At 67.6% G+C, this 22,958-nt stretch carries 19 protein-coding genes and 1 pseudogene; 4 read left to right on the forward strand and 16 right to left on the reverse strand.

The genetic code is table 11. The features are described from left to right. Positions 1–4 precede the first annotated feature (4 nt). The 9 genes from HNP48_RS16070 to HNP48_RS16110 all read right to left on the reverse strand — a co-directional run bounded on the left by HNP48_RS16070 (position 5) and on the right by HNP48_RS16110 (position 12,841). Complete coding sequence (locus HNP48_RS16070; protein ID WP_184858740.1) at positions 5–3,877, reverse strand: glycosyltransferase; 3,873 nt, start codon at positions 3,875–3,877, stop codon at positions 5–7. 391 nt (positions 3,878–4,268) lie between these two features. Continuing rightward, positions 4,269–5,150 carry a hypothetical protein gene (locus HNP48_RS16075; RefSeq protein WP_184858742.1) on the reverse strand — a complete coding sequence of 294 codons (882 nt, stop codon included), beginning with the start codon at positions 5,148–5,150 and terminating at the stop codon, positions 4,269–4,271. Next, the gene (locus HNP48_RS16080) at positions 5,147–6,295 is read right to left on the reverse strand and encodes a DUF1972 domain-containing protein (RefSeq protein WP_184858744.1); all 1,149 of its coding nucleotides are present in this window, start codon (positions 6,293–6,295) and stop codon (positions 5,147–5,149) included. Before HNP48_RS16080 ends, HNP48_RS16075 begins: the two co-directional genes overlap by 4 nt. Beyond that, complete coding sequence (locus HNP48_RS16085) at positions 6,292–7,248, reverse strand: glycosyltransferase (RefSeq protein WP_184858746.1); 957 nt, start codon at positions 7,246–7,248, stop codon at positions 6,292–6,294. The genes HNP48_RS16080 and HNP48_RS16085 overlap by 4 nt, the downstream gene beginning before the upstream one ends. A gap of 32 nt (positions 7,249–7,280) precedes the next feature. After that, a complete protein-coding gene (gene rfbC, locus HNP48_RS16090; protein WP_184858747.1) occupies positions 7,281–7,844 on the reverse strand; it encodes a dTDP-4-dehydrorhamnose 3,5-epimerase in 564 nt (187 codons plus the stop codon). Between the two features lie 19 nt (positions 7,845–7,863). Further along, positions 7,864–8,751, reverse strand: coding sequence for a glucose-1-phosphate thymidylyltransferase RfbA (gene rfbA / locus HNP48_RS16095; protein ID WP_184858750.1), 888 nt, complete (start codon positions 8,749–8,751; stop codon positions 7,864–7,866). Between the two features lie 14 nt (positions 8,752–8,765). Continuing rightward, positions 8,766–9,656 (reverse strand): dTDP-4-dehydrorhamnose reductase, encoded by an 891-nt coding sequence (gene rfbD / locus HNP48_RS16100; RefSeq protein ID WP_184858752.1) that lies wholly within the window; start codon positions 9,654–9,656, stop codon positions 8,766–8,768. Then, entirely contained in the window at positions 9,653–10,741 is a 1,089-nt protein-coding gene (rfbB, locus tag HNP48_RS16105) for a dTDP-glucose 4,6-dehydratase (protein WP_184858754.1), read from the reverse strand. The genes rfbD and rfbB overlap by 4 nt, the downstream gene beginning before the upstream one ends. Positions 10,742–10,852: 111 nt before the next feature. After that, on the reverse strand, positions 10,853–12,841 hold the full coding sequence (locus HNP48_RS16110) for an SDR family oxidoreductase (protein WP_184858756.1): 1,989 nt from the start codon (positions 12,839–12,841) through the stop codon (positions 10,853–10,855). 230 nt (positions 12,842–13,071) lie between these two features. On the opposite strand from HNP48_RS16110, the gene HNP48_RS16115 reads away from it, so the two are divergent. From HNP48_RS16115 to HNP48_RS16125, 3 genes are all read left to right on the forward strand, one after another. After that, positions 13,072–13,641 (forward strand): phasin family protein, encoded by a 570-nt coding sequence (locus tag HNP48_RS16115; RefSeq protein WP_184858758.1) that lies wholly within the window; start codon positions 13,072–13,074, stop codon positions 13,639–13,641. Between the two features lie 215 nt (positions 13,642–13,856). Beyond that, positions 13,857–14,519, forward strand: coding sequence for a TetR/AcrR family transcriptional regulator (locus HNP48_RS16120; protein ID WP_184858760.1), 663 nt, complete (start codon positions 13,857–13,859; stop codon positions 14,517–14,519). Between the two features lie 52 nt (positions 14,520–14,571). Continuing rightward, the gene (locus HNP48_RS16125; protein WP_184858762.1) at positions 14,572–15,345 is read left to right on the forward strand and encodes a hypothetical protein; all 774 of its coding nucleotides are present in this window, start codon (positions 14,572–14,574) and stop codon (positions 15,343–15,345) included. 185 nt (positions 15,346–15,530) lie between these two features. On the opposite strand, the gene HNP48_RS16130 is transcribed toward HNP48_RS16125, so the two are convergent. After that, positions 15,531–16,298 carry a type III pantothenate kinase gene (locus tag HNP48_RS16130; protein WP_184858764.1) on the reverse strand — a complete coding sequence of 256 codons (768 nt, stop codon included), beginning with the start codon at positions 16,296–16,298 and terminating at the stop codon, positions 15,531–15,533. A 193-nt stretch (positions 16,299–16,491) separates the two neighbouring features. Between HNP48_RS16130 and lysM the strand changes: the two genes are divergently transcribed. Further along, a complete protein-coding gene (gene lysM, locus HNP48_RS16135) occupies positions 16,492–16,974 on the forward strand; it encodes a peptidoglycan-binding protein LysM (RefSeq protein WP_184858766.1) in 483 nt (160 codons plus the stop codon). Positions 16,975–17,035: 61 nt separating this feature from the next. Here the strand turns inward: lysM and HNP48_RS35380 are convergent, their stop codons facing one another. The 6 genes and pseudogenes from HNP48_RS35380 to glyS form a co-directional block, all read right to left on the reverse strand. Next, the gene (locus HNP48_RS35380) at positions 17,036–17,452 is read right to left on the reverse strand and encodes a rhodanese-like domain-containing protein (protein WP_409362563.1); all 417 of its coding nucleotides are present in this window, start codon (positions 17,450–17,452) and stop codon (positions 17,036–17,038) included. A gap of 195 nt (positions 17,453–17,647) precedes the next feature. Next, positions 17,648–18,178: pseudogene (locus HNP48_RS35385) on the reverse strand (MBL fold metallo-hydrolase); the annotation flags it as partial. Between the two features lie 36 nt (positions 18,179–18,214). Further along, a complete protein-coding gene (locus HNP48_RS16145) occupies positions 18,215–19,165 on the reverse strand; it encodes a M48 family metallopeptidase (protein WP_184859302.1) in 951 nt (316 codons plus the stop codon). Positions 19,166–19,195: 30 nt separating this feature from the next. Continuing rightward, positions 19,196–19,942 (reverse strand): 1-acyl-sn-glycerol-3-phosphate acyltransferase, encoded by a 747-nt coding sequence (locus tag HNP48_RS16150; protein WP_184858769.1) that lies wholly within the window; start codon positions 19,940–19,942, stop codon positions 19,196–19,198. A gap of 76 nt (positions 19,943–20,018) precedes the next feature. After that, a complete protein-coding gene (gene gmhB / locus HNP48_RS16155) occupies positions 20,019–20,585 on the reverse strand; it encodes a D-glycero-beta-D-manno-heptose 1,7-bisphosphate 7-phosphatase (protein WP_184858771.1) in 567 nt (188 codons plus the stop codon). 216 nt (positions 20,586–20,801) lie between these two features. Further along, positions 20,802–22,937 carry a glycine--tRNA ligase subunit beta gene (glyS, locus tag HNP48_RS16160; RefSeq protein ID WP_184858773.1) on the reverse strand — a complete coding sequence of 712 codons (2,136 nt, stop codon included), beginning with the start codon at positions 22,935–22,937 and terminating at the stop codon, positions 20,802–20,804. Positions 22,938–22,958 lie beyond the last annotated feature (21 nt).

Here is a 22,958-nt window from a genome sequence, read left to right on the forward strand (position 1 = left end):
CGCCTCAAGAAACCCGGGGCGGCCAGGCGAGCGAGAAATCTTCGGCGTCAATGGTCAGGTTGGGGTTGTAGCAAGGGTCGTTGGCCAGCAAGGCGGGCCAACGGGTCTGCAGGATCTTCACTTCCGAGTTGAAACGCTTTTGCTTCTCCGGCGTGTCCTCATAGCCACGCGAGACGGACTCGTGGTGGATCAGCTCGGCATAGGGCGTCCAATGGTTGCGGTAGCCGGCCTCGCGCACGCGCAGGCAGAAGTCCACATCGTTGAAGGCCACCGCCAGGGTCTCGTCCAGCCCATTGACCTCTTCGTAGATCGACTTGCGCAGCAGCAGGCAGGCGGCGGTCACCGCCACGAAATCCTGCGCCAGCACGGCACGGCCCATGTAGCCGTGCTGGCCGCGCGCCAGCAGCTTGTGCGCATGGCCCGCCACACCGCAGACCAGCACCACGCCGGCATGCTGGATGCGGCCATCGGGGTACCACAGCCGGGCACCGACGCAGCCCACGCCCGGCTCCAGGGCCGGGCCCACCATTTCGTCGAGCCACTCGGGGTGGGTGGCCTCGATGTCGTTGTTCATGAGCAGCACGAACTCGCCACGCGTGGCCTCGTGCACCGCGCGGTTGTTGATGGCCGAGAAGTTGAACGGACCATCGTCGCGCAGCACGCGGATCTGGCCCGAGGCCGTGCGCTCGGCCAGCAGCTGCAGCGAGGCCGGCTCGTCGCTGCCGTTGTCCATCACGATGATCTCGTAATTGGGGTAGCGGGTCTGGACCAGGCTGTCCAGGCACTGGCGCAGGATCTTCTCGCCGTTGCGCGTGGGGATCACGATGCTCACCAGCGGCGGGTTGGCTGGGATGCCCCAGCGCACGCGGTACATGCCCGAAGCCTCGGGCGCCTCCAGCACCTCCCCCTGCAGGCCACGGCGCTGCAGGTGCTCCTGCAGGGCACGCCGGCCGGCCTCGAAGGCATAGCTCTTGTTGCCATGGCCCGAAGCGGTGCTGCCGGTGGCCGTGCGCCAGTGGTAGAGGATCTGCGGCACGTGGAGCACGGCGGCCGCGTCCACGCTGTCGATGGCGCGCAGCGCCAGGTCGTAGTCCTGCGCGCCCTCGAAGCCCACGCGCGGACCGCCCAACTGGCGCATGAATTCGGCATCGTAGACCGCGAAGTGGCACATGTAGTTGTGCGAGCGCAGCAGGCCCAGGTTGAAGTCGGGCTTGAAGTAGGGGTCGAAGCGCCGGCCAGCCTGGTCGATCTTGTCCTCGTCGGAGTACAGCACCTTGCCCTGCGGATTGCGCGCGAAGGCCTGCATGGCGCGCAGCAAGGCATGGGGGGTGAGTTCGTCGTCGTGGTCCAGCAGGGCGATGTACTGGCCCTTGGCCAGGGCGATGGCCGTGTTCGTCGCCGCCGAGATGTGCTGGTTCTTTTCGTGGAAGGCCAGGCGGATGCGGGGTTCCTCGGCGGCCGCGGCCTCCAGCAGGGCACGCGTGCCGGCCTTGGTCGAGGCATCGTCGCAGATGCACAGCTCCCAATGCGGATAGACTTGGTTCTTCACCGAGGCGATGGCCCGGCCCACGTCCTGCGGATCGGGGTTGTAGACCGGCATGATGATGGAGACCAGCGCCTTGCGCGGCAGCTCGGCCGCCTCGGCCACCAGGCGCGACAGCTTGACCGGGTCCATGGTGTCGTATTTCGCCACCCATTCGGCGTAGCCGCGTGGTGCGGCCCCGCCCACGTCATCCATGGCGGGCGCGCCGGTATCCAGGGCTTCCAGCTCGTGCCCGGAGCCATGCAGCATGCGCCGCAGGCGCTGGCGCACCCCCTGCACCCCCTGGGTGCGCAACACCGAGACGGTGCGCTTGACCAGGTGCGACAGGCCCACACCCCGGCCGCGCGCCACCGAGTAGGCCGCCACGACACTTCTGGCATACCGCGGTAGCCGGACCACCAGGCGCAATGGCCGGGTGATCTTCCAGGACCGCGATCCCGTCACCAGCCGCAGCTGGTGCTGCGTGGCGTCCAGCATGGTCTGCAGGTTGTGCGCATGGTTGCGCGCCAGGGCGATTTCCGCCCCCAGGGCCGCCGCCGAGGTTTCCAGGGAGCCGATGTGCGCCTGCGCATCGGTGTACAGGGTCAGCACGTTCGCGCCGTGCTGGTTGGCCAGGTCCCGCTCGCGCACCACGGCGTGGAGTTCCACGATGGTGGCATCGCGCTCCTGCTGGACCACGTCGCGCGCAGCGCAGGCCAGTTCGTGCGCCTCACCCAGGTGGTGTGCATCCTGGCGCGCCTTGTCGGCAGCCTGCTGGGCCGCCAGGGCACGCTGCTGCTGGTCCACCAGGTCCTGCGACAGCCGCTGCACGTCCTTGTTGCGCTCCGCCAGCTGGGAAAGCACGCTGCGCCGCGACAGGGAGCGCGTCACGAGCTCTTCGAAGGTCTGCTTCGACTGCAGCACCTGCCACTTGGCATAGAGCTGGGCCGTGGCATCGGCCGCGCGCTGCCGGTCGGCCTGCACACCCTCGCCCGCGCCAGCGTGGATGCGGTAGGCCGCCGAGACACCAGGCACGAACTGGAACGGCGTGCGGCTTTCCACCTGCAGCCAGAAGTCCCAGTCCTCGTACAGATCGAAGCGCTCGTCGAAGGCGGCACCGCCAGCCCCCACCAGGCCGCGGTGGAACAACACGGAATGGATGGGCATGAAGTTGCCGTAGCGCAGCTCACCCGAGGCATAGGGGAACTGGAAGATCTCGCCCACCGGCTCGCTCTGGGCGTCGACGCACTCCACCGCGGTGTGCACGGCCCGGACCGTGCTGCTCTGGCGCACGGCCAGCACCAGCTTGGCGATATGGTCCGGGTAGAACCAGTCGTCGTCGTCCAGGAAAATCAGGTATTCGCCCTTCGCCGCCGCCATGCCGGCATTGGCCGCCAGCGCGCGGTTGAGCTTCTTGCCCTGCGAGACCAGGCTCACGGGCACGGGGCCACCCGCCCATTGCGAGCCCGGCAGGCCATCGCCTGCCGCATCCACCAGCACGATGTCCAGGTGCGGGTAGGTCTGAAGCGCCACGGACCCCAGCGCCTTGGCCAGCGTAGGACGGCCCATGGTGCGGATGATGACCGACACCAGCGGCATGTCCTGCGGGAGCACCGCCACGCCGCGGCCCAGCAGGCGCTGCTTCTCGCCTTCGATCAGCAACGGGCCGCCCGCACGCAATTCGGCCGAGGTATAGCTTTCGAAGGCTTCTGCATATTCCGCGGCAGGGAACAGGGTCAGCGCGCGAAAGCGGTTGAGCGCGGAGATGAAGCTCGCATAGGGCAGCTTCTTCTCCTGGCTGGCAAACACCTGCATGGCCCGTTGCTTGAGTGCCCACACCGGAGTGATGTCCAGCAGGCGATTGGGGCGCAGGGGAGCACTCACCTCGTACAGGTGCAGGCTGACGCCCTCCAGGCGGCGCACTGCCTCCAGCGCACACAGCGCCGTGGCACGGTGGTCCGGGTGCAGCTCCCAGGGAGATGGGGCATACACCACATCGGCACCGGTCTCGCTGATCGCCTGGATGATGCGGTGCACCAGGGCTTCGCCGTAGGTGATTTCGCGGTCCGGCAGGCCCCAGCACTGGGGTGGCGGCAGCCCCAGCACACGGGCGGCGTTGGCACTTTCGGACAGGCGGGTCGCTGCATACCCCTGGCCGGCGTCTTCTTCGCCATGCCCGCCGGCTGTCAGCAGCACGACGTGCACGGGGTGACCCGCCTGCACATGCCCTGCAATGGTGCCGCCGCATCCAAAGACCTCGTCGTCGGGATGGGGCGCCAGTACGAGCACGCCTCCGGGAGCGGGAGGCACGGGTGAGGCGTGGTAGGGAATGATCTCAGCCTCGCTAGGGTGCATGTTGTGCATTCAGATCAGGAAATGAACGTGGGACGGTCTGTGGCGCATGGAAACCGGCGTGCATCCGCAAAAAAGGTGCAGGCACGGCAAAGGCCAGGCCCTTGCTGGCGGTGCCATGCCCTCGTCAAAGAAGGCCGGCTCGTCGCCAATGCAAAGGACCGCGGTGGATGCCAGGGCAGAGACCAGGTCTGTGGGATTGTTCGCCTGAAGCCCGCCGCAGCGGTCTTCAGAGGGTCTGCAATTCTATATTCTGTCGTATGCAGCCAAGATCGTGCGTTTACCCGGGCAGTGGCAACGGATTGTTGCACCACCCATCCCACCTGGATCCAGAATATTGCGCATTGCTGTAGCACCGGTCACACCCGGCACGCATCTTTTTTGCACCAGGACCTTAGTGGCCGGGGCTGCGCAGCAGCCCATGCAACCCGCCCCGGACGGCGGCCAGCACACGCCCCCACCGCTGGTCGGACAGCAGCGGCTGCAGCACCAGCTTGCGTGCCAACGGAGCCAGCAGCTTGCGGCGCCAGCCCCGGGGCACCTCCCGCGACCGCAGCAGCCACAGCGTGTTGCGGACCTGGAAATAGATGCGCTGGGGCGGATGCGCCAACACCCTGCGCCCCAGCACCGTCACCCCGGCCTGGCCAATGGTGTGCTGCAGCACCACGGCCTCGGTCTGCATGACGCGCCACCCCCGGTGGCAGGCCCGCCAACACCACTCGGTATCGACCATGTCCATGAACCAACCGCCCCGGAATGGCCCCACGGCAGACAGGGCCGCCACCGGGTACAGGCAGCCGGACGTAATCACATGGTCCACCGCCACCGCCTGCGGCCCGGGCCCCACCGGGCGCAGGTGCGCCTCGACGCTCTGCACAGGCAGTGCCCGGCCAGAGGCCTCGTCCCGCACGGCAGGCCCGAGTGCCGCCCAACCGCTGGCGGCCTCGCCGGCACGCGACCAGACCTCCAGCAGGCCCGCCATATAGCCGGGCGGGGGCAGGGAGTCCTGGTCGAAACTCAGCAAAAAGTCATAGGCCCCTTCCAGCGCGCGCTGGCGCGCCAGGTTGAGCGCCACCCCGACCCCCTGGTTGCCTGGCGCCCGGTGCCACTGCACCGCGGCCATGCCCGACCAGGGCGCCGCCTGTGGATCGATGGACTGGCCGTTGTCGATGACCAGCACATCGGCCACCTCCGGTTGCAGGCGGGCGATCAGGGCCGACAGGCGGGGCACATCAGGATGGTAGGCCACCACGCAGGCCAGGACGCGCAGCGTCATGGGATGCCCTCCGCCGCCGATGGCGCGCTCAGGCGGCCCTCCCCGCGGCACAGCGTCTCATAGGCGTCGGCGATCGCCGCCCAGCGGTAGCGCTCTGTGAGCGACGCCCCCGGCACCCAGGCCTGCGCCTGCGGGCTCTGCAGTTGCCGGGTCAGCGCAGGTACATCGGCAAAGTAGCCCCCCTCGTTGCCCAGTGTGTGGCGGTTGAAGCTGCAATCAAAGGCCAGCAGCGGCCGCTGGTAGGGCAGCATCTCGACCAGGGAAGGGTTGGTCCCCCCCACGCTGTGCCCATGCAGATAGACATGGCAGCCCGCGCGCAAGGCGGCCAGTGCCTCGGGGTCGAACAGGGAATCGATGAAGCGCACACGCGGCTCGTCCTGGTAGCGCGCGCGCAAGGCGCGCCCGAGCGGCGTGGCGCTGAAATTGCCCACCAGCACGTAAAGGGGCAGTGGCGATGCCAGAAAGGCTTCGAGCATCTCGGCGATGTGGTTCTCGGGCTCGATGCGCGCCACTGTGAGCAGGTAAGCGCCCGGTGCCAGGCCAAAGCGTTCCTGGAGCAGCGCCTGCACCTGGCCCGCGGGCAGTTGCAGCACATGGTCGCAGCCATAGGCGATGACGGCGCTGGCGCGGCCGTACCGGGCCAGCACCATGTCGGCAATGCCCTGGTTGTCGCTCACCACCACATGGGCATGGCGCACGGCCAGGGCCTCGCTGCGCGCGAGGAACCAGCGCTTGAAGCCGGTCCATTTGTCGCGCCGGGTCTCCAGCCCGTCGACGTTCACGATGATGCGCCGCGCCCCCGCCACAAGGCGCAGCAGGGGCAGGAAGGCGCCACCCGACACGCCCATCACCAGCATGGCATCCACCCCGCGCCAGCACAGCAAAAAATTGAGCAGGTCGTACGGCACGGACCACAGGCCATTGGCACGCAGCGGCAGGTAACGGTGGCGCAGGCCCATGCCATCGGCAGCACGGGTGGGGCGCCCGACCGATGACCCGAACACCTGCACGGCATGCCCCCTGGCCGCCAGCCGCGGGGCCAGTTGCTCCACGCAGGTCTCGAAGCCGCCGTAGCGTGCAGGCAGTCCATCGGTCCCGACAATCGCCATGCGCAGCGGACTGGAGGCGGAGGGCGATCGCGTCATGGTGCGGGCCTGCGCAGCACCTGCAGTGCCAGAAAGAGTGCGAGGGAGCGCCGCCGCCACGTGGGGCCCGACACCAGCGCATGCCATGCGAGCTGCAGCGCAACCCGCTGGTGGCTGCGCCCAGCCCAGGGCGTCGACAGCCATGGCGGCGAGCCCGCCTTCGGCGAGGCGACGGGCAGCACACCGGCCGAGTGGGCCCGCGCCCAGGCCATGGCCTGGCCCAGCACACGCCCGGCCAGTTGCATGCCACGCTGCAGCTGTTCGCCCAGCCCACGCTGGCGCGAGGCGCCCAGCAGGTTGGAACCATGCTGGCGATACAACGACAGGCTGTGCGGCACATAGGCCAGGCACTGCATGCGCTGCGCCACCAGGGCCACGGCCCAGTCGTGCATCACATAGGCAGCCTGCTCGGGCAGCCGGGCGATGTGCCCGAGCAGATCACCCGAGAGCAGCAGCGTGTGCCCGATCACCGGGTTGGTCAGCAGCAGGCGCCGGGGATCGAGGTCGCGCGGCACGGCGTAGGGGTTGCCGGTGTAGAAGCTGGGCTGCAAGGGTGCGAGCGCCTCATCGACCACTTGCACGTCATGGAACAGCGCCCAGGGCCGGGACCTGTGGGCGGCAGCCTCCAGCATGGCGGCCACCTTGCCGGGCAGCCAGACATCGTCCTGGTCGGCCAGAAAGACACTGTCTGCCGCCTCGACCCGGGATGCCAGCTGGCCCATGGCCCGAAAGAAAGACATGGCGGGGCCGGGGGCATCGCCGATCCAGTGCAGCTCGATCGGAACGCCCGGCTGGGACGCCAACTGCTCCAGCACGGCCCGGGTGCCATCGTCCGAGGCATGGTCGAAGACATGGATCACATCCACGGCCCGGGACTGGGCGCGCATGGAGGCGATCTGCTCGGCGATGAAGCGTGCCCCGTTGTGGCTGCACAGGAGCACATGCAGGGTCATGCCGGACTTTTCAGGTGCGCCACGGGCCGCCGTCAGCGGACGGCGGCAGCAGCAAAGACTTCCGCGTTCTCCAGGGTCAGGCCCTGCTGGTCCTTGGCCGACAGCAAGGGATTGGCGCCGATGTCGGGCCACGCGATGCCGATGGTCGGATCGTTCCAGATGATGCAGCGCTCGTGCGCCGGCGCGTAGTAGTCGGTGGTTTTGTACAGGAACTCCGCCGTCTCGCTGAGCACCAGGAAACCGTGCGCAAAGCCCGGCGGCACCCACAGCTGGCGGTGGTTGTCTTCGCTCAGCTCCACACCCACCCACTGGCCGAAGGTCGGCGAGGCCTTGCGGATGTCCACCGCCACGTCGAACACGGCTCCGCGCACCACGCGCACCAGCTTGCCCTGGGGCTGCTGGACCTGGTAGTGCAGGCCGCGCAGCACACCCTTGGCGCTGCGGCTGTGGTTGTCCTGCACGAATTCGTGGTTCGTACCAGTGGCCTCGTTGAAGGCACGCTGGTTGAAGCTCTCATAGAAGAAGCCGCGTGCATCGCCGAACACCTTGGGTTCGATCAGCACGACATCGGGAATGTCCAGTCGGGTTGCTTGCATGGAATGGATGTCAGGGAAATCAGTAGATCTTTTCTTTGAGCACGCGCATCAGATACTGGCCGTAGCCGTTCTTGGTGAGCGGCTGGGCCAGACGCTCCAGCTGGGCGCTGTCGATCCACTGGCTGCGCCAGGCGATCTCTTCGGGGCACGCAATCTTCAGGCCCTGCCGGTGCTCCAGCGTGGCGATGAACTGGCCGGCTTCGAGCAGGCTCTCGTGCGTGCCGGTGTCCAGCCATGCATAGCCCCGGCCCATGATCTCCACGTTCAACTGGCCACGCTCCAGGTACAGGCGGTTCAGGTCGGTGATCTCGTACTCACCGCGCGCCGAAGGCTTGAGGCCCTTGGCCAGCTCCACCACCTGGTGGTCGTAGAAGTACAGGCCCGTGACCGCATAGCTGGACTTGGGGACCTTGGGCTTTTCTTCGAGCGAGAGCACCTTGCCATTCGCATCGAACTCGGCCACGCCATAGCGCTCGGGATCGTGCACGTGGTAGGCGAAAACGGTGGCACCATCGCTGCGATCGGCGGCACTGCCCAGCAGTTCGTGGAAGTCGTGGCCGTGGAAGATGTTGTCACCGAGCACCAGGGCGCTCGGCGCACCGGCCAGGAAGGACTCGCCAATCACAAAGGCCTGTGCCAGGCCGTCCGGGCTGGGCTGCACCGCGTACTGCAGGTTGATGCCCCACTGGCTGCCATCGCCCAGCAACTGCTCGAAGCGCGGCGTGTCCTGCGGGGTGCTGATGACCAGGATGTCGCGGATGCCCGCGAGCATCAGCGTGCTCAGCGGGTAGTAGATCATGGGCTTGTCGTACACCGGCAGCAGTTGCTTGCTGATGGCCAGGGTGGCCGGGTGCAGCCGGGTTCCGGAGCCTCCGGCGAGGATGATGCCTTTGCGTGCCGTCGTCATGGGGATGGTATTTCTCAGAGAATCTCGGTGAGCATGCGCGCCACGCCCGCCTGCCAGTGGGGCAGGGTCAGGCCGAAGGTGCTGCGCAGTTTGGACGTGTCCAGGCGCGAGTTGTGCGGGCGCACGGCCGGGGTCGGGAAGGCGCTGGTCGGCACCGGGGCGACTTCCTTGGCGACGATCTTTTCACCCACCGGGTGCTTCGCAGCCGTGGCCAGCACGAACTTCGCGTATTCGTTCCAGTTGGTTTCGCCAGCGGCCACCAGGTGGTACAGGCCAGCGTCCTCGGGGTGTTTTTGCAGGTGGCGGATGGCATGGGCCGTCACGTCGGCCAACAGGTCGGCGCCGGTCGGTGCGCCCCACTGGTCGTCGATCACGGTCAGGCGCTCGCGCTCCTGCGCCAGGCGCAGCATGGTCTTGGCGAAGTTGCCGCCGCGTGCTGCATAGACCCAGCTGGTGCGCAGGATCAGGTGCTTCGCACCCGATTGGGCAATCAGTTGCTCGCCTTCGAGCTTGGTGCGGCCGTACACGCTCAAGGGTGCGGGCGCGTCGGTCTCCACCCAGGGACGGCTGCCGCTGCCGTCGAAGACATAGTCGGTGCTGTAGTGCACCAGCCAGGCCCCGAGTTTCGCAGCCTCCTGTGCAATGGCGCCGGGCGTGGTGGCATTCAGCGTGCGGGCGAAATCGGCTTCGCTCTCGGCCTTGTCCACCGCCGTGTGGGCCGCGGCGTTGACGATGACGTCCGGGCGCAGGGCGCGCACCGTCTCGGCCACGCCAGCAGGGTTGGAGAAGTCACCGCAGTGATCGGTGCTGTCGAAATCCAGCGCTGTGACCGTGCCCAGCACGGACAGGCTGCGCTGCAGCTCCCAGCCGACCTGGCCGCCTTTTCCGAAGAGCAGGATGTTCATGCGCTGGCGTCCGCAACGGCTGCAGGCTCCTGCGCGTACTGGGTCTGCACCCAGTCGCGGTAGGCGCCCGTCTGCACGCTGGCCACCCAGTCGGCATGCTCCAGGTACCACTGCACGGTCTTGCGGATGCCGGTGTCGAAGGTCTCGGCGGGCTTCCAGCCCAGCTCGCGCTCGATCTTGCGCGCATCGATGGCATAGCGGCGGTCGTGGCCCGGGCGGTCCTTCACATAGGTGATCTGGGTGCGGTAGCTCTGGCCGTCGGCGCGCGGGCGCAGCTCGTCGAGCAGGCCGCACACCATGTTCACGATCTCGATGTTGGGCTTCTCGTTCCAGCCGCCCACGTTGTAGGTCTCGCCGGGGGCGCCCGCTTCCAGCACGCGGCGGATGGCGCTGCAGTGGTCCTTCACGTACAGCCAGTCGCGCACCTGCATGCCATCGCCGTACACCGGCAGGTGCTTGCCGGCCAGCGCATTGACGATCATCAGCGGAATCAGCTTCTCGGGGAAGTGGTAGGGCCCGTAGTTGTTGCTGCAATTGGTGGTGAGCACCGGCAGGCCGTAGGTATGGTGCCAGGCGCGCACCAGGTGGTCGCTGGCGGCCTTGCTGGCGCTGTAGGGGCTGTTGGGCTCGAAGCCACGCGTCTCGGCGAAGGCCGGGTCGGTCGGGGCGAGCGAACCGTACACCTCGTCGGTGGACACATGCAGGAACCGGAAGGCCGCACGTTCGCCTTCAGGCAGTGCGCTCCAGTAGGCACGCACGGCCTCCAGCAGGCGGAACGAGCCGACGATGTTGGTCTGGATGAAGTCCTCAGGCCCGTGGATGGAGCGGTCCACATGCGACTCGGCCGCGAAATTGACCACGGCACGCGGCTTGTGCTCGGCCAGCAGGCGGGCCAGCAGGGCCGTGTCGCCGATGTCGCCCTGCACGAAGGTGTGGCGCGCGTCGCCCTTTATCCCGTCCAGGTTGTGCAGGTTGCCTGCGTAGGTGAGCTTGTCGAGGTTGACGACGGGCTCGCTGGAGGCAGCAAGCCAGTCAAGAACGAAGTTGGCGCCGATGAAACCCGCGCCGCCGGTAACCAGAATCATAGGGTGGGCTGTGTGAAATGCCTGCTCGGCAGAACCCGCGATTATCCCACCCCGCCCGGTTACCCGGTAACAGAGTTCAACACGGGCCTGCCGGGGCGGATTGAAAGGCCATCAGAAATGGATGCCGCGCATCATCTGCTGCAGCGCCACCGCTTCGGCGGAGAGCTGGGGCTTGGCGTCCTTGCCCCCACCCTTGGCCGCGGTGGAGTCCGGGAACATGCGGAAGCTGGTGTTCATGGTGATCTGGGCCACGCGCGGCACCAGGGCATGCAGCAACTGGCCGGTGATGCCCAGGCGCGTGGCGATGCGCACGGGCTTGAAGATGCAGGCCTGGGCGATCATGTCGGCCGCCTCCTCGGGGCTCAGCGTGGGCACGTTGTTGTAGATCTTGGTGGGCGCGATCATGGGCGTGCGCACCAGCGGCATGTTGATGGTGGTGAAGGTGATGCCCTGGTCGGCGAACTCGCTCGAAGCGCAGCGCGTCCACGCGTCGAGCGCCGCCTTGCTCGCCACGTAGGCCGAAAAGCGCGGCGCATTGGTCAGCACGCCGATGGAGCTGATGTTCACCACATGGCCCTTGCGCTTGGCCACCATGCCGGGTAGGAAACCCATGGTCACGCGCAGGCAGCCGAAGTAATTGAGCTGCATGGTGCGCTCGTAATCGTGGAAGCGGTCGTAGCTCGACTCAATGGCGCGGCGGATGGAGCGGCCCGCGTTGTTGATCAGGAAATCCACCCCGCCGTGCTTGTCGACCAGCAACTGCACGAAACGGTCGCAGTCGGCCATGTCGGCGATGTCGGCCGCATAGGCGATGAAGGCGTACCCCTTGGCACGTGCCTCGGCGCAGGCCTCGTCGAGCTTGTCCTGGTCACGCCCGCAGATGATGGTGGTGGCACCCGCCTCGGCGAACTTGTGCGCGGCCGCCAGGCCGATGCCGGAAGACCCGCCCGTGACCAGCACCACCTTGCCGGCCACCGTGCCCTTGAGGCTGCGGTCGATGAACAGCTCGGGGTCGAGGTTGCGCTCCCAGTAATCCCACAGGCGCCACGCGTAGTCCTTGAGGTTGGGGCAGGTCACGCCCGATCCCTTGAGCGCCGCCAGGGTCTCGCGACAATCGAAGCGCGTGGGGTAGTTCACAAAGGTCAGCATGTCCTCGGGCAGGCCCAGGTCCTTCAAGACGGCATTGCGCACGCGGCGCACGGGCGCCATGGCCATCAGGCTCTTCTTGATGCCCTTGGGGATGAAGCCCAGCAGCGCGGCGTTGATGAACAGGTTCATGCGCGGCGCGTGCGCGGCGCGGCTGAAGATGTCGAGCACATCGCCCACACGGTAGCCCACCGGGTCCACCAGGTGGTAGCACTTCTTGCCGATGTCCTTCTGGTGGCTGATGACATTGAGCGCGTTGACCACGAAGTCCACGGGCACGATGTTCACGCGCCCGCCCTCCAGGCCCACGGTGGGCATCCAGGGCGGCAGCAGCTGGCGCAGACGCTGGATCAGCTTGAAGAAGTAGTAGGGGCCGTCGATCTTGTCCATCTCGCCGGTCGTGCTGTCGCCCACCACCATGGCGGGGCGGTACACGGTCCAGGGCACCTTGCAGTCCTGGCGCACGATCTTCTCGCTCTCGTGCTTGGTCTGGAAGTACGGGTGGTCCAGGCCTTCGGCCTCCTCGAACATGTCCTCGCGGAACACGCCTTCGTACAGCCCGGCGGCGGCGATGGACGAGACATGGTGGAAGTGGCCGGCATCGATGGCCTTGGCCAGGTCCACGGTGTTGCGCGTGCCCTCGATGTTCACGGCCACCTGGGTCTCTTCGTCGGCGCCCAGGTCGTAGACCGCGGCCAGGTGGTAGAAGTGGTCGATCTGGCCCTTGAGCTTCTTCACGTCCTCGGTGGCCACGCCGAGCTTTTTCGCGGTGAGGTCGCCGAACACCGGCAGCGCGCGCGCGGCCGATACGCCCCAGTAGCTGCGCAGGTCGGCCACCTTGTCGGCGCTTTCCTGCCGGATCAGGAAGTGCACCACGGCACCCTTGCGTTCGAGCAGCTTCTTGACCAGCCGCTTGCCGATGAAACCCGTCGCACCCGTCACGAAATACTGCATGAAAAGACTCCTCTCAGATCTGGTCATTCTTGCGCATGCGCCCAGGCCGCGGATTCAGCACAAACCCGCGGCGGCCGAGAGGCCCGGCGCAGGCAGGTCCTAGAGACCGCGCTCTATGGTTTTAGGAGCGCGCGCCTACACATGGGCGCAGGTGCAGCGTACAGTGCGTCCATGCGTCGGGGCCCTGGCTCCGGCAACCCCAACCCATCCATCGCACCCCGGAGGCCTCCATGGTCAAGAAACTGCAGAAACTCAGCGCCGACAAGAAGAGTGGCAACGCCCAGCTGTCGAGCACCGTCAAGGACTCGGCCCAGCAGATCTGGCTGGCGGGCCTGGGTGCCTTCTCCAAGGCCCAGGAAGAAGGCGGCAAGGTGTTCGAGTCCCTGGTCAAGGAAGGCCTGTCCATCCAGCGCAAGACCCAGGCCGTTGCCGAGGAGAAGATCTCCGAAGCCACCAGCCGCGTGACCACCATGGCCAGCGACATCGGCTCCAAGGCCCAGGGCCAATGGGACAAGCTCGAAAACATCTTTGAAGACCGCGTGGCCAAGGCCCTGTCCAAGCTCGGCGTGCCCTCGGCCCGCGACATCGAGGCCCTGAACGCACGCATCGACGCCCTCTCCAAGGGCAAGGCCGCCCCCGCCAAGGCCGCAGCAAAGTCCGCAGCCCCCGCCAAGAAGGCCGTGGCCAAGAAGGCAGCGGCCAAGCCCGCAGCCAAGGGCACGCCCGCTCCCGCCAAGAAGGCAGCCGCCAAGCCCCGCGCAGCGGCGAAGAAGGCTGCAGCACCGGCGACCAGCGCCTGACCGACACGGGCGGCCCTGGCCGCCCCGGGCAGATGACGGCTGGCATGCCTTGGCATGCCAGCCGTTTTGCTTGGTGCGCACAGCGCCCGGTGCATGCGCCCCGGCCCTTCGGGGGCATGCCTTATTTGATGCAATGCAGCATCCGCCGCTCGGTTAGAGTGTCACCAGAGATACACACCGACCGATCCCAAACGACGCGAAGAGGGCCTGCACACATGGTGAAGAAAGCGCCGCGACGCACCGCAGAACGCATTCTGGAAGTCACGCTGGACCTGTTCAACCGGTTCGGCGAACCCAACGTCTCCACCACCCTCATCTCCGCCGAACTGCGCATCAGCCCTGGCAACCTGTACTACCACTACCCTGCCAAGGACGAGCTGATCAACGCGCTGTTCGACCGCTACGAACAGGCGCTCACCGAGCTGCTGGCCGCCGCCGATGGGGTGCGCAACGTGGAAGACGCCTGGTTCTTCATGCACACGCTGTTCGAGCTGATCTGGCAGTACCGTTTTCTGTACCGCGACCTCAACGACCTGCTGTCCAAGAACCGGCGCCTGGAAACCCATTTCCAGGCCATCCTCAAGAACAAGACCCGCGCCGTGCGCGCCATGCTCGATGGCATGGGCCGCTCGGACGCACTGCACATCGACACGCGCGAACTGGAAGCCACCGCCACCAGCATGGTGGTGGTGCTGACCTACTGGCTGAGCTTCGAGTACGTGCGCGACCCACGCCGCGCGCTGGAGCCCGAGAGCGCCCAGACCGCCCTGCTGCGTGGGGCCCACCATGTGCTCAATCTGCTCATGCCCTACCTCGAGAGCGGGCAACGCGCCCACCTGCTGGAAATCGTCGGCGCCTACGCCATCCCTCCGGGCTGAACACGCAGGCGCCCCCCCTACACCCGACCCCAAGAACCACAGGAGACACACCATGGCCAAATGGACCCCTTTTCCCCATGCGGGTGACTACAGCTTCGATGCCACGAGCGTGAAGAAGCACTGGGCCCGGCTGCACAGCGGCGATGCCGAGCCCTGCCCCAAGGATGCGGCCGTGCTGCAGGCCTGGGCACTGTTCCACAGCGGCGACTTCGAGAAAGCCACAGCGGCGGGCCTGGCCGCCGGTGGCCCCGGCATCACCGTGGCCAACAAGGCCACGGCGATCTACGCCAACTACCTGGAAAAGAAGGAAAAGACCCGCCTGGACCTGTTCACCCAGGTGGCCGAGCGCGCCGAAGCCCAGGCCAGCGAAGACCCAAACAACGCCAATGCCTGGTACTGGCACGCCTATGCCCTGGGCCGCTACAGCCAGGGCATCAGCGTGGCCAAGGCCCTGGCCCAGGGCCTGGGCGGCAAGGTCAAGGAATCGCTGGAAAAATCCATTGCCCTGGCCCCCAAGCATGCCGACGCACGCATCGCATTGGGTGCCTTCCACGCCGAGGTGATCGACAAGGTCGGCTCGCTGATTGGCGGCATGACCTATGGCGCCAAGAAGGACACGGGCCTCAAGCTGTTCCAGGAAGCGCTCAAGCTCAACCCCGGCTCGGCCATCGCCATGGTCGAGTACGCCAATGCGCTGGTCATGCTCGAAGGCGACAAGAAAATGAAGGAAGCCACCCAGCTCTACGAAAAGGCTGCCGCCTGCGAATCTGCCGACGCGATGGAGCGGCTGGACGTGGAAATGGCGCGCGCCGAGCTCGAGGACTGACCCCCTTTTCAGTCTTGCGCGCGCAGCGGAATTGGACGCCGATGTGCGGGAGCCATGCCACCAGCACGCCTGTCAGCGCCTCTACGGATTTGCATTCGACCGGACAACTAGGCGGGGAGCCGCAGACAGTGCTGTAGCACGGCCAGACTCCCCAACGACGTTAGCCGGTTGAAGGCAAAACCGCATCAGCCAGCGAAGCGCCGGGAGGCGATCTCCAGCAGCCCGTCGAAGATGAGGTTGTCCACCAGCTCGAAAGGGCGCGTCATGCTGGGCGCCATCTTCCAGCCGGCGCCGCCGGTCATGATGCAGGCCGGCTCCTCGCCGCAGTGCTGGATGACATGCTGCACCATGCGCTCCACGGCGCCTGCAATGGCGTAGGTGCCGCCGCTGGTCAAGGCATCGCTGGTGTTGGTGGGGAACATGCGCACATCGCCCGTGGGCACGTGCAGGCCGGCGGTGCCGGTCTCCAGCGCGCGCAGCATGATGCCGTGCCCGGGCAGGATGAGCCCTCCCATGAAGCGGCCATGCGCGTCGATGCATTCCACCGTGACCGCCGTGCCCACCATCACCACCACCAGCGGCCGCGCCGGCCCCTGGGCCAGCACATGGTGGCGCGCACCGATCATGGCCACCCAGCGGTCCGAACCCAGGCGCGAAGGGTGGTCGTAGCCGTTGATGAGCCCCGCCTCCTCGCCCGAGGACACCACCCATTGCGGCGGCACGTCCCACAGCTCCATCTGCTCCTGCACGCGGCGCTTGGCGGCGTCTCCCGCCACCACGCAGCCCAGCATGCGCTGCGGCACCGGCAGGTCGGCCCAGCTGCCTTCGGCCAGCTTCTCGATATGGTCCAGGAATTCGGCGCCGTGGGCCAGCAGCGTGGCCCCGGGGCGGTGGGCGTCGTACAGGGCCCACTTGAGGCGGGTGTTGCCGACGTCGATGGCCAAGAAAGTCATGCGGCGGATTATCCCGAGTTTTGGCACAACGCACCGGGCGCGCCCACCAAAGGCCGCAGCACCGCGGGTCGCCCCGGCGACAGCAGGGGCGGTCAATGTGAAAAATCGTGTCGCGCGCCCGTCTTACACCAAGGCGCCGCACTTTGCCGCTACAGTGGCCTCTCCTGTTTTGTGCAACCTTAGGAGATACGACATGGGTCTTTTCAGTTTCATCAAGGAAGCCGGTGAAAAGCTGTTCGGCGGCAAGGACGCGCAGGCCGCCACGGCTGCCGCACCATCGCAGGACGAGCTCAACGCCACGGCCGCCAAGGCCATCGAGACCTACATCGGCACGCAGAACCTGGGCGCGACCAACCTGCAGGTGGCCTTCGACGGCAGCCAGGGCAAGGTCACCGTCAAGGGCGATGCCCCCACGCAGGCGGCCAAGGAGAAGATCACCCTGTGCTGCGGCAACGTGGCCAGCGTCACCAGCGTCGAGAACCTGATGAACGTGACCAACCCCGAGCCCGAGGCCCAGTACCACGACGTGGTGCGCGGCGACACGCTCTCGGCCATCGCCAAGAAGTTCTACGGCGACGCCAACAAGTACCCCAAGATCTTCGAGGCCAACAAGCCCATGCTCACGCACCCCGACAAGATCTACCCAGGACAGAAGCTGCGCATTCCACCGCTCTGAGCGCACAACGCTTCCCAGCCAAAAAGCGGGCCTCGTGGCCCGCTTTTTTGTTGGCGCCGGATCAGCCCTGCCGCCATGGAAGGCCACGGTAGCGCCAGCCCCCTTTGCGGCCCCGGTGCGCCTGGCCATCGGCATCCCCTTCGAAGCCTTCGAGGATGTTGTAGGCCGTGATGCCCAGCTCGGTCGCGCGCTTCGCGGCCGCCACCGAGCGCACACCGCTGCGGCACAGCAGCACGGCGCGCCCGCCTTCTGGCACCGCCAGGCGGATCTGTGCGTCGAAATCCGCATTCATGGCCATGCCGGGCCACTGCTTCCAGGCCACGGGAACGGCACCGGGCACCTGCCCCACCCATTCGCGTTCGGCATCGCTGCGCACGTCGACCAGCACGGCCTGACCGTCCTGCACCCACTGCCAGGCCAGCGCAGGCGACACGTCGCCGGCATAGCCCTGTGCCTCGCGCGGCGCCTGCAGCGCCACGCCATCGGCGTCCTGGCGCTGGCCCGAATGCTGGTTGGCGGGCACGGCCTCGTCCATGCGGCGCGGGCGCGGCAGGTTCAGCGCGCCCATGAGCGCGACGAACTCGGCCTCGCTGCGGCCCGCCACGCGCGCATTGCCGGCTTTTTCGGCGGCTATGCTGCTGTGGCTGCGGCCCTGGTAGTCGTGGCCGGGCCAGACGCTCGTGTCGTCGGGCAGCGCGAACAGCACGTCCGTGATGCTGCGGTAGAGCTCGGCCGCATCGCCCGACTGGAAGTCCGTGCGGCCACAGCCGTTGATCAGCAACGCGTCGCCCGTGAACACATGGTTGCGCCAGCGGTAGGACATGCTGCCGGCGGTGTGGCCGGGCGTGTGCAAGGCCTCCAGGGCCTCGCCGCCAAAGGCCAGGGTGTCTCCATGGCGCAGTTGCACGACCGCTGTGCCGATCTCGCAGCCTGCCGGCGCCGCCATCTGGGCGCCGGTGTGCTCGGCCAGCCGCGCGGCGCTGGTGATGTGGTCGGCGTGGGTGTGCGTCTCCACCGTCCAGCGCAGCGTGAGGCCCAGCGACTGCAGCGTGGCCAGGTCGCGGTCGAGTTGCTCGTCCACCGGGTCGATGATGACGGCCTGGCGGGTGGCCGGGTCGTGCAGCACGTAGGTGTAGGTGCTGGAGGCGGGGTCGAAAAGCTGCAAGGGAATCATGGTGGGCCTGGATGCGGTTGTTCCCGCCATTTTGCCGCGCCCCGCCCTACCAGGCGCTGCGCCGCCTCAATCCCACAATGGAGCCGGCTCGTCGCGCAGGTGGTTGCGCAGAGCGGCATAGTCCGGGACGACGGTGGCCACCGTGTCCCAGAAGCGTGGGCTGTGGTCCATCACGCGCAGGTGGGCCAGCTCGTGCGCCACCACGTAGTCGATGACGGCGGGCCGGTAGTGCAGCAGACGCCAGTTCAGGCGGATGGAGCCGTCGGCCTTGGCGCTGCCCCAGCGCGTCTGCGCGCTCGACAGGCGCAGGCTGGTCCAGCGCACGCCCAGAAGCGGCGCGAAATGCTCCAGCCGCTCGGTGAAATGGCGCTTGGCATCGCGCATCAGCCAGGCCTGCACGGCATCGCGGATCTGTGCGGGCCCTGCGCTGTGCGGCAGACCGATATGCAGGCGCTGCGCAGGCACTGCGTCGGCCCCGTCCTTGGCCGCCAAGGTCTTGAGCTGGCCGCCACGGCCGCTGAAGCCGTGCGCAGGGTCGAGCACCACGGTGATCGGCTGGCCCAGGTAGGGCAGCACGGCGCCATCGGCCCAGATGATGCGCCCACCCTCCATGCGCTGCTGGCGCTCGCGCGCCTCGCCGAGCTTGCGCAGGATCCAGTCGGACTTCTCGCGCAGCGCGGCGTCGATGGCGCCGAGGGTGACCCAGCTGGGGGCACGCACCGACAGGCCATCGGGCCCCACGCTGAAGCCGATGGTGCGCCGGCGCGCGCGCTGCAGCGCATAGGCGACCACCGCCTCGCCCAGCAGCAGTTCACGCTTGGCCGCGGGGTGGCGGAATTCGGCGGGCGACAGCAGCGTAGGCAAGGGAACCGCGGGCGGCCCCGCCGGCCGGGGCGGCGCTGCAGCCACAGGGGCCTGGGCGGGAGGTGCAGGCTCGGCCGCCTTGGGCGCTGGCGCGGGTGCGGCACCCGGTGGCGGGGTGAAGAAATCCAGCGCCAGTTGTACGAGCCGCTGCATCATGGGAAAAGTCGTCCGGTCAATACGCCATCAAGGCGTTGCGGGGTAGGCCTCGGGGTCCAGGCGGCGCATCTCGGCCTCGATCCATGCCTCGACCTCGCGCATCAGCTCTTCCGGCTCGCGCCCGGCGCTGGGGATGGGCTGGCCGATGGACACGTCCACCACGCCGGGGCGCTTGATGAAGGCCCTGCGCCCCCAGACCTTGGCCGAGGTCACGGCAATCGGCACCACGGGGGCACCGGTCTCGACCGCGAGGCGCGTGCCGCCGGTCTTGTAGGTGCCCTTCTGGCCGCGCTCGATGCGCGTGCCCTCGGGGAACATGATGATCCAGATGCCCTTGGCCAGCAGCGCCTTGCCCTGCTCCACCACCTTGTTGAAGGCCTGCGCGCGCTGGCTGCGGTCGATGTGGATCATGTCCAGGCGGCCGATGGCCCAGCCGAAAAAGGGCACGTACAGCAGTTCCTTCTTGAACACGTAGGCCAGCGGGTGCGGCATGATCGTGGGCATCAGAAAGGTCTCGTAGGTCGACTGGTGCTTGACCAGCAGGATGGCGCCCTCGTTCTCGCCCTGGGGCAGGTGCTCCATGCCGGTGATGCGGGTGCGAATGCCCAGCAGCACACGCGCCCCGCTGATGCACAGCGACAGCCATGCGGCCGCAATGCGGTACAGCGGCAGCCCACGCACACCGAACAGCGTGCCCAGCATGATGAGCAGCGCATAGGGCATGCAGGTGGTCGCCATCCAGACCAGGTGAATGATGGAACGGATCAGTGCCATGGTGTGAGGATCGTCTTGCGCTGGTCACCGCGGCATGGCGCAGCAGACCCGCGTGGGAAAGAGGTTGGGTAGCGGGTCAGACCGCCATCAGGGGTACCGCCGGGAGCAACCGTTCGACAAACGCCGCCAGGCTGGCATGCACCTGCGTGCCCGGGGGGTAGCCTGGCGGCAGCGGCTGCCCCGGCACCAGGCCGGCCGCGCTGCCGGAGCACACCAGGTGCAGTTGCGCCCCCAGCGCGGCGCCCGCCTGCAGATGCGCCAGGCAGCTGCCCACCACCTGCACGTCGTGGCGTTCCACGCCGTAGCGGTCGCTGATCTGTTCGAGCAGGCCAGGGCCGGGTTTGCGGCAGGTGCAGTCTTCCTCGGGAGCATGCGGGCAATAGAACACGGCATCGATGCGCCCGCCCACGGCCGACAGCTGCTTGTGCATCTTGGCGTGGATGGCATTGAGCGCCACCACGTCGAACAGCCCGCGCCCCAGTCCCGGCTGGTTGGTGGCCAGCGCCACATGCCAACCGGCATGGTTCAGGCGCGCGATGGCTTCGAGCGCACCGGGCACGGCGGTCCACTCCTCGGGCGAGGTGACGAAATCCTCGCCCAGCGGGTTCAAGGTGCCGTCGCGGTCCAGGATGGCGAGTTTCATGGGAATCCCCTTGTGACGGCTATCAGCCTAGCAGAAGGCCGGCGGCCTTGGCAGGGCGTTGTGCCCTGTTCACCGCGCCAAGCTCACGCACTGCCGAGGCAAGTGGCCACCGCGCAAAGGCCGCCCTGCCGCGCTGGTGGCGTCCCCCTTCCCGCATTGCGTAGCCATGCGAGAGAAGGGGGAAGGCGCGAAGCGCCTCAGGGGGTTGCCCCATATTTATGCCGCCAGGCGGGAGAGGTCGGCTACCCGGTTCATGGCATCGTGCAGGCTCTTGAGAAGGCCCTGGCGGTTCAGGCGCAGGTCCATCTCCTCGGCATTGACCATGACGTCGTCGAAGAAGGCATCCACCGGGGCGCGCAGCACGGCCAGGGTCTGCAGCGATGCGGTGTAGTCGCCTGCGTCGAACTGGGCATTGGCCTCGGGCACGAAGCGCTGCAGCGCGGCGTACAGGTCCTGTTCCGCCTTTTCCTTGAGCAGGTCGGGGTTGACGTGGGCGTCCACTTCACCGGCCTTCTTGAGGATGTTGGCCACCCGCTTGTTGGCGGCGGCAAGGGCCGGGCTCTCGGGCAGGGCAGCGAAGGCGCGCACGGCGGCCAGCTGCTTTTCGACCAGGGCCAGGCGCTGCGGGCGCAGGGCCAGCACGGCATCAACCTCCTGGGCGCTGTAGCCCTGCTCACGCAGGCTGCCAGCCAGGCGGTCGTAGATGAAGTCGGCCAGTGCGGCCGAGGCGTCGGTGATCTTGTCGCCAAAGGCCGGCACGGCACCGGCCAGCAGGGCGCTCAGGTCCAGCGGCAGGTCCTTCTCGACCAGCATGCGGATCACGCCCAGGGCGTGGCGGCGCAGTGCGAAGGGGTCGCGGTCGCCCGTGGGCAGGTTGCCGATGCCGAACATGCCCACCAGGGTTTCGAGCTTGTCGGCCAGGGCCACCACCACGCCGGCGCTGTTGCGCGGCAGCGTGTCACCGGCAAAGCGCGGCTTGTAGTGGTCTTCGATGGCATCGGCCACCACCTCGCCCAGGCCATCGTTGAGCGCGTAGTAGCGGCCCATGGTGCCCTGCAGCTCGGGGAATTCACCCACCATGTCGGTCACGAGGTCGGTCTTGGCCAGCAGTGCGGCCTGGTCGGCCTGCGCCACCAGCGTGGCGTCGCCCAGTTGCTCGGCAATGGCCTTGGCGATGGCGCGCACGCGGTCCACACGCTCGCCCTGGGTGCCCAGCTTGTTGTGGTAGACCACCTTGGCCAGGCCGTCCACGCGCGAGGCCAGGGTCTTCTTGCGGTCCTGGTCGAAGAAGAACTTGGCATCGGCCAGGCGCGGGCGCACCACGCGCTCGTTGCCGCCGATCACGAAGCTCGCATCCGCGGGGCTGATGTTGCTCACCACCAGGAACTGGTGGGTGAGCTTGCCGGCAGCGTCCAGCAGCGGGAAGTACTTCTGGTTGGCCTTCATCGTGAGGATCAGGCACTCCTGCGGCACGTCGAGGAATTCCTTCTCGAAGGCGCAGATCAGCACATTGGGGCGCTCGACCAGGGCGGTCACTTCGTCGAGCAGGGCGTCGTCCTCGATGGGGCGGGCGCCGTTGCCCACCTTCGCGGCGGCTGCCGCCAACTGGCGCGCGATCTCGGCCTTGCGGCCTTCGAACGAGGCGATCACGGCGCCGTCGCTCTGCAGCGTGGCGGCATAGCTGTCGGCGTCCTTGAGCACTACAGGCGAGACGGCGGCCTCGAAGCGGTGGCCCTGCGTGCTGTTGCCGGCCGTGAGGCCCAGTGCCTTCACGGGCACCACGGCGCTGCCGTGCAGCGCCACCAGGCCGTGCGCAGGGCGCACGAAGTTCACGCTGGTCCAGCCGGGCAATTCGCAGTCGGATTCGAGCTGGTAGCTCATCACCTTGGGGATGGGCAGCTTGGCCAGGGATTCCTGCAGGGCCTTCTGCAGGCCTTCTTCGAGCGTGGCGCCGGGCACCACGCTGTCATAGAACAGGGCCTCGGCCTTGCCATCGGGGGCGCGCTTGAGCGCTGCCACGGCGGCGGCAGGGTTGGACAGGTCCGCACCCAGGGCCTGCAGCTTCTTGAGCAGGGCGGGCGTGGCGTTGCCGCTGGCATCCAGCCCCACGGTCACAGGCATGAGCTTTTGCTGCACGGCCTTATCGGCGGCCTTGTCCGCCACGGCGGTCACATGGGCGGCCAGGCGGCGGGGCGAGGCGAAGGCGGTCACGGTGGAGGCCGGCGTGGCCAGGCCCAGGGCCTTGAGCTGCTCGGCCAGCACGCCGGCGAAGGCGTCGCCCAGCTTCTTGAGCGCCTTGGGGGGCAGCTCTTCCACGAACAGTTCGACCAGGAGGTTTTGCGTTGTCGTCATTTGTCAGGGGCTCCGGCGGTG

Origin of the sequence: Acidovorax soli (assembly GCF_014207955.1) — a bacterium.
In the GTDB taxonomy this organism is placed as follows: domain Bacteria; phylum Pseudomonadota; class Gammaproteobacteria; order Burkholderiales; family Burkholderiaceae_C; genus Acidovorax; species Acidovorax soli_A.